We start from the raw sequence: 15,585 nt of genomic DNA on the forward strand, positions 1-15,585 counted from the left end.
ACACGAGGCTTCAATGGCAAACCTATAAATTCATACTTTTATTGGAACAGGCACAAAAAAGGCGAACCAGATGGTTCGCCTTTTAGCATTCTAATGCTGTTACGTGAAAGCTAGCTTAGCCTAACTTAACGCGTGCGTTGCGGAACATACGCATCCATGGGCTATCTTCGCCCCACTCATCTGGGTGCCAAGAGTTAGCAACCGTTCTGAATACACGCTCAGGGTGCGGCATCATAATGGTTACGCGGCCATCGGTTGTACAAATACCTGTCATACCATTTGGCGAGCCATTCGGGTTAAGTGGGTATTGAGTGGCGATTTGACCGTTGCCGTCTACATAGCGTAGTGCCACTGTGCCAGTCGCTTCCGCTTTAGCTAACGCATCAGCAGATTTAAACTCAGCTAGACCTTCACCGTGTGATACCGCGATTGGCATACGTGAGCCAGCCATACCTTCAAAGAACACAGATGGACTTTGTTGCACTTCAACCAAGCTAAAGCGTGCTTCAAAACGCTCAGAGCGGTTACGTACAAAGTGTGGCCAGTGGTCACTACCAGGAATGATCTCTTTCAAGTTAGAAAGCATCTGACAACCGTTACACACACCCAGTGCAATGCTTGCATCACGCTCGAAGAAGCGGCTGAACTCGTCACGTGCACGGCTGTTGAATAAGATTGACTTAGCCCAACCTTCACCAGCGCCCAGTACGTCACCGTATGAGAAACCACCACAAGCTACTAGACCTTGGAACTCTTCAAGACTAATGCGACCTTCTAGAATGTCTGACATGTGAACGTCGCGGCTCTCAAAGCCTGCACGGTCAAATGCTGCTGCCATTTCGATGTGTGAGTTAACACCTTGCTCACGCAAGATTGCCATTTTAGGTGCGACACCTTTGGCAATGTACGGCGCAGCAACATCTTCACTTGGGTCGAAACCAAGCTTAACTTTAAGGCCTGGCGCGTCAGCATCTTGCTTAGCTTCAAACTCTTGCTTAGCGCACTCAGGGTTATCACGTAGCGCCTGCATGCGATAAGTGGTTTCAGACCAAAGGGTGCGCAGTGCTGTGCGAGTATCGCTAAATACTTCACGCTCGCCATCTTTAATGGTGATTTGGTTATCGCTTGTTAGCGAGCCGATTGCATGACATGCAACGCCTTTAGCTGCGAATTGTGCTTTAACCGCTTCAACATCGGCTTTAGCCACTTGAATTACTCCGCCTAACTCTTCATTAAATAGACGCTCAAGATCGCTACCAGCAAGCGCTACGATATCGATATTCAGGCCAGTGTTACCAGCAAACGCCATTTCAACTAAGGTAGTAAATAAACCGCCGTCACTGCGGTCATGGTAAGCAATAACAGATTGCTCATTTACAAGTTTTTGCATCACTTCAAAGAAGCCTGCAAGTGATTGCGCGTTATCAAGGGTTGGCGCAACATCGCCTAGCTCGCTGTAAACTTGCGCTAAACAAGAACCACCTAAACGGTTTTGACCATTGCTTAAATCAAGCATTAATAGCTCAGTGTCACCTTTGTCAGAGCGAAGCTCAGGAGTCACTGTTTTACGAATGTCTTGTACAACACCAAACGCTGTGATGATTAGCGACATAGGTGAAGTAACTGTTTTGTTCTCGCCGTTATCTTCCCAAGCCGTCTTCATCGACATTGAGTCTTTACCCACAGGGATAGTCAGACCAAGCTCAGGACATAAGTCTTCACCAATTGCTTTTACTGCTTCATAAAGACCAGCATCTTCACCTGGGTGACCTGCTGGCGACATCCAGTTAGCAGAAAGCTTAATGCGCTTGAACGAGCCAATATCAGTACCAGCAATGTTCATGATTGACTCAGCTACAGCCATACGCGCTGATGCGTCAAAGTCTAGTAGTGCAAGCGGCGTGCGCTCACCCATAGACATAGCTTCACCTGTGTAGCTGTCAAAGCTTGATGCGGTTACCGCACAATCGGCTACAGGTACCTGCCATGGGCCAACTAATTGGTCACGGTTAACAAGGCCGGTTACTGAGCGGTCACCAATGGTGATAAGGAATGTTTTGTCGGCAACCGTTGGCAGAGTAAGAATGCGCTTAACGGCATCTTTCAGAGCGATTTTGCTTTGATCTAGCGCTGGTGACTCAGCCTTAGCTGATACCACGTCACGGCTCATTTTCGGTGGCTTACCAAGTAATACTTCAAGCGGTAAGTCGATAGGCTTGTTATCGAAGTGACTGTCGTCCAGTGTTAGATGGCGCTCTTCAGTCGCTTCACCCACTACTGCAAATGGTGCACGTTCACGAGCACAAATTTCTGCGAACTTATCTAAGTTTTCTGGCGCAACTGACATAACATAGCGCTCTTGCGACTCGTTACACCAAATTTCTAACGGGCTCATGCCTGGCTCGTCAGAAGGTACGTTACGTAGATCAAACACACCACCACGGCCGCCATCATCAACTAGCTCAGGGAATGCGTTAGATAGCCCACCCGCACCCACGTCGTGGATAAATTGAATTGGGTTGTCATCACCTAGCTGCCAACAACGGTCGATCACTTCCTGACAACGACGCTCCATTTCTGGGTTTTCGCGCTGTACTGAAGCAAAATCTAAATCTTCGCTTGATTGACCAGACGCCATAGAAGACGCTGCGCCGCCACCAAGACCGATGTTCATTGCTGGGCCACCAAGTACAATCAGCTTAGCGCCAACGGTAATTTCGCCTTTTTGAACATGCTCTTCACGGATGTTACCTAGACCACCAGCAATCATAATTGGCTTGTGGTAACCACGCACTTCAACGCCATTGTGGCTGTTAACTTGTTGCTCATAAGTACGGAAGTAACCGGTTAGCGCAGGGCGACCAAACTCGTTGTTAAATGCCGCGCCGCCTAATGGGCCTTCAATCATAATATCTAGCGGAGTAACAATGCGCTCAGGCTTGCCGTAGTCACCTTCCCATGGTTGTACAAAACCTGGAATTTTAAGGTTAGATACAGTGAAACCCGTTAGGCCCGCTTTTGGCTTAGAACCACGGCCGGTTGCACCTTCGTCGCGAATTTCACCACCAGAACCAGTTGCTGCACCTGGGTATGGGCTAATTGCTGTCGGGTGGTTGTGGGTTTCCACCTTCATCAATACGTGCATTGGCTCTGTGTGGTAGTTGTATGTACCATCTGGGTCTGGGAAGAAACGACCCGCAACACTACCTTCCATTACTGCTGCGTTATCTTTGTAGGCAGACAGTACATGCTCAGGTGTGGTTTCAAAGGTGTTCTTGATCATCTTGAACAATGACTTAGGCTGAACTTCGCCATCGATTGTCCAATCTGCGTTAAAGATCTTATGACGACAGTGCTCAGAGTTTGCTTGAGCAAACATCATAAGCTCAATGTCGTTTGGATTACGGTTAAGCTTGATGAAGTTCTCAACCAGGTAGTCGATTTCATCTTCAGCAAGAGCCAGACCTAACTGCACGTTAGCGACTTCTAATGCGCGGCGGCCTTCACCTAAAATGTTCACGCTAGTGAATTTAGCTGGCTCAGTGCGCTCGAACAATATGCTCGCTTGTTCAAAATCGCTTAGCACTACTTCCATCATACGATCGTGTAGTAGCGCGTTTAATTGTTTTTGCTGCTCGCTACTTAGCTCACCAGCCTCAACATAATAAGCAATACCACGTTCTAAACGTGTGACTTTATCAAGACCACAGTTGTTAGCGATGTCGGTTGCTTTTGAAGACCATGGAGAAATGGTGCCAGGGCGAGGCGTTACGAAAATTAGCTGACCTTGTGGGGCGTGAGATTCAATCGCCGGGCCATAGGTAAGGATACGTTCTAGTTGCTGACGTTCAGTGTCATCAAGAGCTGCAGTTAAATCCGCTAAATGAACATATTCAGCATAGATATTTGTCACAGGAAGAGCCGCGCTATCGCAGGCCTCCATGAGTTTTTGAACTCTAAATGCAGAAAGTGCAGGGGCTCCGCGAAAGATTTCCATCACGTCTTTTCACCTTATATTTGTATAGCAGGGTCAGAATTGGGCGCAATTATAGGGAATTTACTACTACAAATCACCCGCAACAGCATATGAAAACAGTGTTTCCCGTTATGGGAAATATCACATTTTTTTAAAGCCAAAATCGCCGTGAAAAAGCCTTAAAATCTGGTGATATTCCATGGTGAATTGTGCATTTGTTTTAGCCGATTTTCGCCAAAGCTGTTAACCAATGTTAAAGTAACAACCTCAATTGGCGACTAAAGACATATAATTAATTTAATAATCAGCGGCTAGAGTAGTAAAATTGCGCCTTTGATTTAACAAACACACAGCCGAACAACCTCATAGTTTCAGTAACTTATAAGGCACACCCAAAGCAACCTATGCTCAACAAGTTTACATTTGTCTTTTTCTGTATCCTACTTAGTGCATGTAGCAAGGTAGTGATTGAAGAGGTCCAGCTCAACCAAACTCCGCCCAAGCGCACTGTGCTTAAGGTGGGGACCTTGTATGGGCCGCAAATATACTTAAACTCAGAGCAAGGTGAGTCTGGATTTGACTATGAAATGGCCAAGCGTTTTGCAGACTACCTTGACGTCGAATTACAAATGGTGCCGTTCAGCGATAGACCACAATTGTTTGCCGCGCTTAAAGCTGAAGAGATAGATATTGTCGCTGCGGGTATTTCCAAAACCCCTGCCCGTACCGAGCAATTTAAGTTGGGGCCAACCCTCTACTTTGTTAATCAAGTACTGGTTTACAAAGCAGGCAAACCAAAACCCAGAGAGCTAAATCAGATTAATGGCCGCATGATGATTTTGCCTGACTCAGCCGCTGAAAATGCCTTAATCAAACTGCAAAACGATTACCCCGATCTCAATTGGATCACCGCCAAAGACAAAGAGTACGAAGAAATTTTGGCAATGGTGGTCAATGATGAACTTGACTACACAGTGTTAGACTCTAATAGCCTGCTGATTTCACAGCGTTTTTTACCAGAACTGCGCGAAGCATTAACGCTTGAAGAAAAAGTTGAAGTCACCTGGTTATTGCATCCTCAGCAAGACGACTACTTGCTTAGCCAACTGCTGGATTTTTGGCATCAAGAAAAACGTGCTGGTACCTTTGAGTACCTGGATGAAAAGTACTTCGGCCATGTGAAACGCTTTGATTATGTCGACACTCGCGCGTTCATTCGTGCTATCGATAATGTGCTGCCTGAGTATCAGGCCATGTTCGAGAAATACGCTGGCGAGCTAGACTGGCGTAAATTGGCTGCTACCAGCTATCAAGAATCACACTGGAACCCAAGTGCCCGCTCACCGACCGGTGTGCGCGGCATGATGATGTTAACCCGCCCTACCGCATCTTATGTTGGGGTAAAAAACCGACTTGATGCCGAGCAATCGATCCGCGGCGGCGCTAAGTACTTACAAAACATGATTGACCGCCTACCGGAGTCAATACCAGATAATCAAAGAATTTGGTTTGCCCTCGCCTCTTACAATGTCGGCCTGGGTCATGTGGAGGATGCGCGCAAAATGGCGCAATCCATGGGGTTAGATCCAAGTGCGTGGCGTGATGTCAAAAAAGTATTGCCGCTATTGCAGCAGTCTAAATACTACAAGCAAACCCGCTATGGCTATGCTCGCGGCGGTGAAGCTGTGCATTACGTTGACAATATTCGCCGTTACTACGACACGCTAGTGTGGGTAGACAACCAAACTAAGCAATTAAAAGATGCTGAACTGGAGTCTGAAGTGGAAGTGATTGCGGAAGATACAACTCAGCAGGTTCAAGAGTCTGCGCGATAGCTTGCCCAAAGCTACTTAACGCTATAGCGTTTACGCCAAAACCCTTGACCAATAACGCCTGCGCTACAAACCAACAGCGCCTAACCCTTTCTCAATAAACACAAGTTATATTTTAAAGGTTGATTTTGTAATAACAATTATTCGACATTTGCCCTTGGTTGTTAGCAGATAACTGATTACACTTAGCGAGTCCTTTTAGCCTGTAAAATAACTCTGGCCATCCCAATGCGTAATAAAGCACTCAATAACTCGTCGGCATCGCGTCGTAGGATCATGTTAAAACAGCAACGCCGCCGTACTCATGAACGCCAACGCACCCACTTTATGTTTTGGATCCCAAACTCTACTGAAACTAAAAGCTAGTTGCCTACTCAGACACAAAGGAAGGCATGCTAAAACAGCTAGCTTAAGGCTGACTAGCTTGCAGTTGTTGCTGCTTTTTCAGCGCTTTTTTCTCTGCGCGGCGACGTTTAAAAAAGTTACTTAGCTGGGCAGCACATTCATCAGCCAAAATACCTTTAGTTATCGCTACATGATGATTAAATTGCTCATGCTGCAATAGATTAACCACACTTCCCGCAGCACCTGTTTTTAAATCATCGGCGCCATACACCACTCGCTCGATTCGACTATGCACCATGGCGCCCGCGCACATCGAGCAAGGCTCAAGAGTCACATACAAGGTGGTACCCAGCATACGGTAGTTTTCTAGTACCTTACCCGCAGCTTGAATACATTCAATTTCAGCATGGGCTGTTGGGTTGTGCTCGCAAATGCTTAGGTTGTAGCCAGTGGCGATCAGCTCACCGTCTTTCACCAGCACAGCGCCAACAGGCACCTCTCCTTTAGCCTCAGCGAGCTTGGCTTGATCCATGGCAACTCGCATCCACTTTTCGTCAATGGCTTGTTGTTCCGAACTAAGCTCACTCACAACTTGCTGACCAAGATGATTGATGCTGACTGTCGTTATGGCAACTTGAGTTAAAGTAACTTGCTTAGAGGACATTTCTTGCGAAGGCATAAGACTCTCAAAACTTGATAAAACTTATGCCGCTAGTGTAAAACAAAAAAGGCGCAAAATGCGCCTTTTTCAAAGTTAGAAGCTAGTCTACCAGATTATTCCCACTCAATAGTTGCCGGTGGCTTACCAGAAATATCGTATACCACACGAGAAATACCATCGATTTCGTTAATAATGCGGTTAGATACACGGCCTAGGAAGTCATATGGCAAGTGTGCCCAGTGCGCAGTCATAAAGTCGATAGTTTCAACCGCACGTAGCGATACAACCCAATCGTACTTACGGCCATCCCCCATTACGCCAACCGAGCGTACAGGTAGGAATACAGTAAATGCCTGGCTCACCTTGTGGTAAAGCTCTGCCTTGTGCAGCTCATCAATGAAGATAGCATCAGCACGGCGCAGCAGATCACAGTATTCTTTCTTGATTTCACCTAGTACACGAACGCCTAAACCAGGGCCTGGGAATGGGTGGCGATATAGCATGTCGTAAGGTAGGCCAAGCTCTAGACCAATCTTACGTACTTCGTCTTTAAACAGCTCACGTAGCGGCTCAACAAGGCCTAGCTCCATATCATCAGGTAAGCCGCCCACATTGTGGTGAGACTTGATCACGTGTGCTTTACCAGTTGCACTGCCTGCAGACTCAATCACATCTGGGTAGATAGTGCCTTGGGCTAACCACTTAGCGTTAACGCATTTTTTCGACTCTTCATCGAAGATATCAACAAATACGTGGCCAATGATTTTACGCTTCGCTTCTGGGTCAGCTTCGCCTTTTAGTGCATCTAAGAAGCGGTTTTCAGCATCAACGTGAACAATGTTCAGACCAAAGTGATCGCCAAACATATCCATTACTTGTTGGGCTTCGTTTAAACGCAGTAGGCCGTTGTCAACAAACACACAAGTTAGCTTGTCGCCAATGGCGCGGTGCAGCAGCATAGCCACTACTGATGAATCAACACCACCAGAGAGACCTAGGATAACTTCATCATCACCGATTTGTTTTTTCAAACGTTCAACAGCATCTTCAATGATTGAAGATGGTTTCCAGTTGGCTTCACACTGACAGATATCAAGTGCGAAATGCTCAAGCATACGCTTACCTTGACGAGTGTGAGTCACTTCAGGGTGGAACTGCACGCCGTAGAATTGCTTGTCCTCATTTGCCATCGCAGCAAATGGACAAGTTTCAGTGTTAGCAACGGCAACAAAACCAGCTGGAATTTCAGATACCTTGTCACCATGGCTCATCCACACGTCTAGTAGTGGTTTACCATCGCTGCTGATTGCATCTTCAATGCTCTTGAATAGCGCTGATTCAGTTTGTACTTCTACTTGCGCGTAACCAAATTCACCTTCGCCAACACCCTGGATAACTTTGCCGCCAAGCTGCTCAGACATGGTCTGCATGCCGTAACAGATACCTAGAACTGGTACGCCAGCATTAAATACATATTCAGGTGCACGTGGTGAGCCTTCAGCTGTTACGCTTTCTGGGCCACCCGCTAGAATAATACCGTTTGGAGCAAACTCTTTAATTTGCTCTTCAGATACGTCCCAAGCCCAAAGCTCACAATAAACACCGATTTCACGGATACGGCGTGCGATCAGCTGAGTGTATTGCGATCCAAAGTCTAGGATCAGGATTTTATGGTCATGAATGTTGCTCATGGGATACCTTATATCTGGGATATTTAAGTCGAAATCTTGTTTAACGCTTAACTTCAATCAAGTTGATTGAAAAAAGGCGGCAATTGATTTGCCGCCCATGGGTCGATATTAAGAACCGCTACGGTAGTTAGGCGCTTCTTTACTAATGGTCACGTCATGTACGTGAGACTCGCCCATACCAGCAGAAGTGATCTTCACAAACTCTGCTTTTTCGTTTAATTCTTTAATGGTTGCACAACCGGTTAAGCCCATGCATGAGCGTAGGCCGCCCATGTGCTGGTGAATAATTTCTTTAAGCTTACCTTTGTAGGCAACGCGACCTTCAATACCTTCTGGAACTAGCTTGTCTGCAGCGTTGTCACTTTGGAAGTAACGGTCAGATGAACCTTGAGTTTGAGTCATCGCACCTAGTGAGCCCATACCGCGGTATGACTTGTACGCACGGCCATTGTATAGCTCAGTTTCGCCTGGCGCTTCGTCAGTACCCGCAAACATAGAGCCAGCCATGATGCATGATGCGCCAGCGGCTAGTGCTTTAGCTAGGTCACCTGAGAAGCGAATACCGCCATCAGCAATAACAGGTATGTCTAAGTGCTTAACTGCAGCGGCTGCATCAGACACTGCGGTAATTTGCGGTACACCTACACCTGTTACGATACGAGTAGTACAGATAGAACCAGGGCCAATACCAACTTTAACTGCATCAACGCCCGCTTCGACCAGTGCTAGTGCACCTTCAGCTGTTGCGACGTTACCGCCAACGATTTGTAAGTCAGGGTACGCTGCGCGAGTGTCGCGAATACGTTGTAATACACCTTCAGAGTGACCGTGTGATGAGTCGATAAGCAGCACGTCAACACCGGCTTTAACCAATGCAGCAACACGTTCTTCGTTGCCTGCACCAGCGCCAACTGCTGCGCCAACACGTAGACGACCTAATTCGTCTTTACATGCGTTTGGCTTACGCTCAGCTTTTTGGAAGTCTTTTACAGTGATAAGGCCCTTAAGCTTGAAGTTATCGTCAACCACTAACACCTTTTCAACACGGTGTGAGTGCATTAGGGTTTGCACTTCGTCTAGCGGCGTACCTTCAATAACGGTTACCAGGCGATCTTTAGGAGTCATCACCTTTTCAACAGTTAGGTTCCAATCTGTTACAAAGCGAACATCACGGCCAGTGATAATACCCACTAGCTCGTTAGCGTCGTTAATTACAGGGTAACCTGCAAAGCCATTACGCTCGGTTAGCTGCTTAACTTCAGCCAGCGTAGTAGACGGCTTAACCGTTACCGGCTGTTGAACAATACCCGCTTCATAGATTTTAACTTTACGTACTTCTTCAGCCTGCTGTTCAATGGTCATATTCTTATGAATAAAACCTAGACCACCTTCTTGCGCCATTGCGATAGCAAGACGTGCTTCAGTCACAGTGTCCATTGCGGCAGAAACAATTGGGGTGTTCAGTTCAATCTTTTTAGTCAGACGAGTTTTTAGAACAGCGGTGTTTGGGAGAACGGTTGAGTGAGCAGGAACCAGTAGGACATCATCGAAGGTTAGTGCGTCATTTCTTAATCTTAACATGCAACATCTCCCAGTAAATTGTAGGGTAGGAAAGGGTAAATATTGCGGCGGGATTATACCTTGCATATATTGGTCGGTAAATGGGAAAATGCTTCAAAATAGCCCTTACGAAGCGTTTTATTATGCTAACTACGAAAAACAATGTTTACACAGTTTCTCGATTAAACGGAGAAGTGCGAAATTTGCTCGAAGGACAGCTCGGCAGAGTCTGGCTGGAAGGTGAAATTTCCAACTTTTCTGCACCGCACTCAGGGCATTGGTACCTCACCTTAAAAGATAGTCGCTCGCAAATTCGCTGCGCCATGTTTAAAGGTCGCAATCAACAAGTGCGCTTTACCCCAACCAATGGTCAGCAAGTTTTAGTTAAAGGCAACATTAGCGTGTATGAGCCACGGGGCGACTACCAGCTATTACTCGAATCCATGCTGCCTGCTGGCGACGGCTTGCTAGCTCAGCAATATGATGCATTGAAAATGAAGCTGGCAGCAGAGGGCTTGTTTGCTACCGATACCAAACGACAATTGCCAGATAATATTCAGCGCATTGGAGTTGTCACCTCGGCAACAGGCGCGGCGCTTCGAGATATTCTTCACGTGCTAAAACGTCGTGACGCGTCATTAGAAGTCGTGGTTTACCCAACGCAAGTACAAGGCGCAGCGGCGAGCCAACAAATATGTCAGGCAATTGCCACAGCAAATGCCCGCCTAGAAGTCGACGTACTACTAGTTACCCGAGGCGGTGGTTCACTAGAAGACTTATGGTGCTTTAATGACGAGCAGCTGGCCCATGCGATATACAACAGCGCCCTACCCGTTGTTAGCGCGGTTGGTCATGAGGTTGATACTACTATTAGTGATTATGTTGCCGATTTGCGCGCGCCAACGCCATCTGCCGCAGCAGAGCTATTGTCAAAAGATAAAGGTAATAAGCAGGACAAATTACAGTTAGTGCTTAACCGCTTAAAACAAAGCATGCGTCACTATCAGCTTAATCAGCAATCGGTATTAGATAACCTTAACCATCAACTGCAGCGCCAAGACCCGCAGCGACAACTACAACAATTTGAGCAGCGCTTTGATGAACTACAAATGCGCCTTGAAACTGCGTTAACACGCAAGTTAACCAATGCACAATTGATCAAGCAGCAACTGCAGCACAGACTCGCGCAAAACTCACCAGCGCAGCATATTGCCATGGAAGCCAACAAACTGTCATTTCTAGACACTAGATTAAATAAAGCGTTGGAGCTACAAATGGACAAAGCCAAAGCTCGTATCGCCAATGCCGCTCATCAGCTGGAAACCGTCAGCCCACTATCAACGTTAAGCCGTGGCTACTCGATTACCAAAGACGCCAGCGGTAAAGTCGTACAAGATGCAACTAAGCTGAATAGCGGTGATAAGCTAATAACCCAATTAAATAATGGTGAAGTGCTGTCTGTTGTTGAGTAGCAGGCTTTTTTGGATACAGCCCTATGGGTTTGTGTAAAAGTCCTGGGAGCTATTGGAGCAAGATTCTACGGCATGGATGCCGTAGTATAGCCATCATGGATGATTTCACGGCGCCTTGCGTAAATAGCTCTCAGGGTTTGTTGATAACGTGAGCATTCCTTACCAATATGACGAGCTACAGTGTTAAACCAATTTAGCCTACGGCAAAAAACCTTAATACAGCAATTAAGTGAATTCTTGCAGCACGCGCTGCCTTATATGAGCAATAAAGATAACTATGCTAAAAATTATTTCGAACCAAGATTTTGAACAATTTTCTCAAAACGCTAAAGATGCACCGCGTCAGCGCAGTCATCATAATCTGCATGAGAGCCTAGATGCGGGTGTACAGCGCTTATTTATCTCGACTGAGCCTGATACCTATATGCGACCACATCGTCACAGCGAATCGCACAAGTGGGAGCTGTTTCTGGTATTGAAAGGTCAGCTTGACCTACTTATCTTCGATGATGAAGGCACTGTCACCGAGCGTCACAGCTTGTCGCCAGAGACCAACCGCGCTATCGAAATTCCACCAGGCACTTGGCACGGCTATGCTTGCATGCAATCGGGCACCGTTGGCTTAGAAATTAAACAAGGTGCTTACGTGCCAACGCCCGCCGAGGACTTTGCACCATGGACGGCAGCTGAAGGTGAATCTGGCGCAGATGAATACCGCGACTGGATGCGCAGCGCACAAGTTGGCGACAAAAACTAAGAGCTTAGAAATAAGCAATTAAAATAGAAAAACTCATATTGAGATAGCACTATCTTCATTTAAATGTCGTTAATATTAGCTGACAGTCATTTGCTTTCTGCTTTAGGCTGTCGGCTCTTATCGCAAGAAATCACTTAGAAACCCATCACTTAGAAACTCATCAAATAATAAGCAATATGGAAATTATACTTATCCGTCATGGACGCCCCACTACGGCCGGCAACCCCAAAGTATCCGCCAGCGGTTTTACTCAATGGGTTAGGCACTATCATCACGCTAAGGTGTGCTACACAAGCCGCGCCAATCATCAAGTATTTGATAATAGCCATTACCTAGTCTCAAGCGACTTAAAAAGAGCTATTCACTCTAGCGAAATATATTCAGGTAAAACACCTCAGCAGCAACTTCCCTCTCTACGCGAGATGGACATTCCGCGCTACAAACTACCGTTTACATTAAATGCTTGGACCTGGGTTTACCTCAACCGCGCATTGTGGATGTTGGGTAAAAGAGGCAACTTTGAGTCTTATAATGATGCAAAACAGCGCGCGATAGTTGCAGCCGATGAATTGATAGCCCTCGCCAAGCAACATAAAAAAGTAATGGCATTTGGCCACGGCTTTATGAACCTTCATATTCGCCGCGAGCTCGCAAGAAAAGGTTGGCAGGTAAAAGAGAAAGACAACAATTACTGGGGTAAAAATACACTGATATTGGACTAATGGAGCTTGAAGCTCTCCCAGATGAAGCAACAGCCTGGCATTATTGTCAGGCTGTTTTGTTATTCCAACAAAAGGTTACTCGATTCGATACTAGCCAAAGGCTTCTCAATGAATCGCTTTACGCCTAACTGCGACAATGAGCATCACAAACAAACCAAAAGCACCTAAACTACCTGCGGAATATTCTTCAACAATCACAACCTCACTGCTGCCCGAGTCCCAATCTCGGCTTTCCAGAGGCAAGGCATACAGGCTATCGACATCTTCACTGCTAATCGTTGCGACAATATCGCTGTAGCCAACCTCATATAAATCAATCAACACATCATAGTGATCAGTGGGGTAGCCACTGGCAAGGGTGGTAAGCACTTCATAATCATCGTCAGTTCTATCACCTTCAATAGTGAAAATATCTGTGGTGTAATAATGCTCCCACGGCCCACCGTTTCGACTTAGGTACATTTCAGCGTACACATTGGCAATTTCATAACCCGTAGGACCAAGAATATCGGCGTCAAAGGTCACGCTAAATGTTTGATAAAAACCGTTGTAATTGAAGTCATCAAACAAGCGGCTATATGCATCGTAAATACTAAAGTCATAATACAAAGCGGCATCAGTGGGTTGACTCACCTTCACGCTCAACAGAGACTGGGACTGCGCAAAGTCAGCTGATTGAGCAGATTGACTATCTTCTTTTGCCTGCTCTTTCTTTTGTGCTTTCTTTTGCACAATAATCCACTCGCGCAGTAAGCCCTGATATGACGGAGTGTCTACTTGATGCTGGTTTGATTGTACAACCTGCTTTTGCTCTAACCTTTTTTGTAACGCTAGCTGCAGCTTGTGCTGCAAATGGACTAGCAACTCGTCACTAGCATCTTTCTCTATATTCGTATCGGCATCTTCCGAGCTTACTGACGCTGTAGCCTGCATCTCAGACGCTTTTGACTCTATGCGCGCAACGGGCGTGGAGTGCTGCATGCCAACACTAATTACCTGCTTAGCAGGTGCAGCATTAGTAGCGGTAATGCCATCATCGCTATTAACCTGCTCTGATTGCTGAGTTTGCGCAAACGCTGCATGACAACTTAGCCAGGCAAACACAGCCAAAAGCATGATTGGCAGCGAAGTTAACTGACGATACTTTTTGTGCTTGCTGACTTGATAACGAGACTTTTTCATAACCTTCCTCGACAATTTTATTAAGCAGTCTCTGTATTTAAACCAAGGTAATATGAACATAAGCTGAACAAAAACAGCACCTTATTCATTCATCTTATGTTCATCTTACGACCTATATGCTGACCTTTTCTAATGGTGTGTTGAGAATGAGAAAAGTAAAACTTACAAAAGGAAAGGTATCGCCAAGGAAAGGCATCGCTTAGAAATAACAGTAAGCGCTAGTGAATAGTCAACCGAGTTCATGCTTTACAACTAACTCACTGAATTTATAAGGCGTTAACTGTTTATCACTATTTCTTCAATACGGTTAATCTTTTACACTGATAAAACGACGATGAAATGAGTAACCAAGATGACAATTGCCAAACACGTTAAACCTTGCCTATTGAGCCTATTGCTAGTGACACCACTAAGCCAGGCGCACATGGATAAGTTAAGTGCAAGCAATAGTCAGTCACGCTTTCTCACTCCAGGTATTACCCAGCAATATTCTCCTAACTCCACGCCTAGAAAAAATAAGCCCACTTTAGCCATCAAAAGTAGTCAGCAAGCTATCGCCAGAGTCCAGCAGCAATATCAAGGCAAGGTGCTGAGAGTGCAGAGCAATCGCTCTGGCAATAGTTACCAAGTGAAGATGCTAAGTAGTGATGGCCGAGTGTTTTACGTAACAGTTGATGCCAGAACGGGTGCAGTGAGAAGGAACTAGCAATGAGATTATTACTTGTCGAAGACGATCAAGCATTACAAGCTAACCTGAAGCAACATTTACAAGACGCCAATTATCAGGTCGATGTGAGCAGCGATGGTGAAGATGGGTTATTTCAAGCCCAAGAATACCAATATGATGCCGCAATCATCGACGTAGGCTTGCCTAAAATGGACGGCATTAGCTTAATTACCCAGCTGCGCAGTCAAGGTATTGATTATCCGGTGTTGATTTTAACTGCACGAGATAGCTGGCAAGACAAGGTCACTGGGCTAGATGCTGGCGCAGATGATTACTTAACTAAACCCTTTCAACCAGAAGAGCTAGTTGCGCGAATCAACGCGTTAATTCGCCGCTCAGCAGGTAAAGCCAGCCCGTTAGTCAGCAACGGGCCAATTACCATCAATACCCGCAGCCTTGAAGTGTTTAAAGCAGGACAGACAATCAATTTAAGTAGCTCTGAATACAAACTGTTTGAATACATGATGCATCATGTAGAAGCAGTGCTATCCAAATCAGAGTTAATCGAACATATTTATGATCAAGATTTCGACTTAGACTCAAACGTGATTGAAGTCTTTATCCGCCGCTTACGTAAAAAACTTGACCCAGATGGTCAGTACAAACTGATTGAAACCCTACGCGGTCAAGGCTATCGCATGAACAAGGTGGAATAAATTT

11 protein-coding genes are annotated in these 15,585 nt (G+C 45.9%); 6 read left to right on the forward strand and 5 right to left on the reverse strand.

Features of this window, described 5'->3' with window-relative positions:
* Positions 1-115: 115 nt before the first annotated feature.
* The gene (purL, locus tag EXU30_RS03820; protein WP_130597895.1) at positions 116-3,997 is read right to left on the reverse strand and encodes a phosphoribosylformylglycinamidine synthase; all 3,882 of its coding nucleotides are present in this window, start codon (positions 3,995-3,997) and stop codon (positions 116-118) included.
* A gap of 383 nt (positions 3,998-4,380) precedes the next feature.
* On the opposite strand from purL, the gene mltF reads away from it, so the two are divergent.
* Positions 4,381-5,811, forward strand: coding sequence for a membrane-bound lytic murein transglycosylase MltF (mltF, locus tag EXU30_RS03825; protein ID WP_130597896.1), 1,431 nt, complete (start codon positions 4,381-4,383; stop codon positions 5,809-5,811).
* A 406-nt stretch (positions 5,812-6,217) separates the two neighbouring features.
* On the opposite strand, the gene tadA is transcribed toward mltF, so the two are convergent.
* The 3 genes from tadA to guaB form a co-directional block, all read right to left on the reverse strand.
* Positions 6,218-6,697, reverse strand: coding sequence for a tRNA adenosine(34) deaminase TadA (gene tadA, locus EXU30_RS03830; RefSeq protein ID WP_242620383.1), 480 nt, complete (start codon positions 6,695-6,697; stop codon positions 6,218-6,220).
* Positions 6,698-6,927: 230 nt separating this feature from the next.
* Positions 6,928-8,505: a glutamine-hydrolyzing GMP synthase gene (gene guaA, locus EXU30_RS03835; RefSeq protein ID WP_130597897.1), complete on the reverse strand. Its 1,578-nt coding sequence runs from the start codon at positions 8,503-8,505 to the stop codon at positions 6,928-6,930.
* A 108-nt stretch (positions 8,506-8,613) separates the two neighbouring features.
* Positions 8,614-10,086, reverse strand: a complete 1,473-nt coding sequence (gene guaB / locus EXU30_RS03840; RefSeq protein WP_130597898.1) for an IMP dehydrogenase — start codon at positions 10,084-10,086, stop codon at positions 8,614-8,616.
* Positions 10,087-10,208: 122 nt separating this feature from the next.
* Here guaB and xseA point away from each other — a divergent pair, with 122 nt between their 5' ends.
* From xseA to EXU30_RS03855, 3 genes are all read left to right on the forward strand, one after another.
* Positions 10,209-11,537 (forward strand): exodeoxyribonuclease VII large subunit, encoded by a 1,329-nt coding sequence (xseA, locus tag EXU30_RS03845; protein ID WP_130597899.1) that lies wholly within the window; start codon positions 10,209-10,211, stop codon positions 11,535-11,537.
* A gap of 277 nt (positions 11,538-11,814) precedes the next feature.
* A complete protein-coding gene (locus tag EXU30_RS03850) occupies positions 11,815-12,294 on the forward strand; it encodes a WbuC family cupin fold metalloprotein (protein WP_130597900.1) in 480 nt (159 codons plus the stop codon).
* A 176-nt stretch (positions 12,295-12,470) separates the two neighbouring features.
* Positions 12,471-13,016 carry a histidine phosphatase family protein gene (locus EXU30_RS03855; protein WP_130597901.1) on the forward strand — a complete coding sequence of 182 codons (546 nt, stop codon included), beginning with the start codon at positions 12,471-12,473 and terminating at the stop codon, positions 13,014-13,016.
* 105 nt (positions 13,017-13,121) lie between these two features.
* On the opposite strand, the gene EXU30_RS20350 is transcribed toward EXU30_RS03855, so the two are convergent.
* Positions 13,122-14,198 carry a choice-of-anchor H family protein gene (locus EXU30_RS20350; protein WP_242620312.1) on the reverse strand — a complete coding sequence of 359 codons (1,077 nt, stop codon included), beginning with the start codon at positions 14,196-14,198 and terminating at the stop codon, positions 13,122-13,124.
* Between the two features lie 352 nt (positions 14,199-14,550).
* Here EXU30_RS20350 and EXU30_RS03865 point away from each other — a divergent pair, with 352 nt between their 5' ends.
* Both EXU30_RS03865 and EXU30_RS03870 read left to right on the forward strand, forming a co-directional pair.
* A complete protein-coding gene (locus tag EXU30_RS03865) occupies positions 14,551-14,904 on the forward strand; it encodes a PepSY domain-containing protein (protein ID WP_242620313.1) in 354 nt (117 codons plus the stop codon).
* 2 nt (positions 14,905-14,906) lie between these two features.
* The gene (locus EXU30_RS03870; RefSeq protein ID WP_130597902.1) at positions 14,907-15,581 is read left to right on the forward strand and encodes a response regulator transcription factor; all 675 of its coding nucleotides are present in this window, start codon (positions 14,907-14,909) and stop codon (positions 15,579-15,581) included.
* Positions 15,582-15,585: the final 4 nt, after the last annotated feature.

It is taken from the genome of Shewanella maritima, from assembly GCF_004295345.1.
GTDB lineage: Bacteria > Pseudomonadota > Gammaproteobacteria > Enterobacterales > Shewanellaceae > Shewanella > Shewanella maritima.

Excerpts from the sequence above, each read along its gene's own strand:
- EXU30_RS20350 (WP_242620312.1), bottom strand. The coding sequence starts at position 14,198 with ATGAAAAAGTCTCGTTATCAAGTCAGCAAGCACAAAAAGTATCGTCAG.
- guaA (WP_130597897.1), bottom strand. The coding sequence starts at position 8,505 with ATGAGCAACATTCATGACCATAAAATCCTGATCCTAGACTTTGGATCG.
- guaB (WP_130597898.1), bottom strand. The coding sequence starts at position 10,086 with ATGTTAAGATTAAGAAATGACGCACTAACCTTCGATGATGTCCTACTG.
- EXU30_RS03850 (WP_130597900.1), top strand. The coding sequence starts at position 11,815 with ATGCTAAAAATTATTTCGAACCAAGATTTTGAACAATTTTCTCAAAAC.
- xseA (WP_130597899.1), top strand. The coding sequence starts at position 10,209 with ATGCTAACTACGAAAAACAATGTTTACACAGTTTCTCGATTAAACGGA.
- EXU30_RS03855 (WP_130597901.1), top strand. The coding sequence starts at position 12,471 with ATGGAAATTATACTTATCCGTCATGGACGCCCCACTACGGCCGGCAAC.
- mltF (WP_130597896.1), top strand. The coding sequence starts at position 4,381 with ATGCTCAACAAGTTTACATTTGTCTTTTTCTGTATCCTACTTAGTGCA.
- tadA (WP_242620383.1), bottom strand. The coding sequence starts at position 6,697 with ATGCGAGTTGCCATGGATCAAGCCAAGCTCGCTGAGGCTAAAGGAGAG.
- EXU30_RS03865 (WP_242620313.1), top strand. The coding sequence starts at position 14,551 with ATGACAATTGCCAAACACGTTAAACCTTGCCTATTGAGCCTATTGCTA.
- purL (WP_130597895.1), bottom strand. The coding sequence starts at position 3,997 with ATGGAAATCTTTCGCGGAGCCCCTGCACTTTCTGCATTTAGAGTTCAA.
- EXU30_RS03870 (WP_130597902.1), top strand. The coding sequence starts at position 14,907 with ATGAGATTATTACTTGTCGAAGACGATCAAGCATTACAAGCTAACCTG.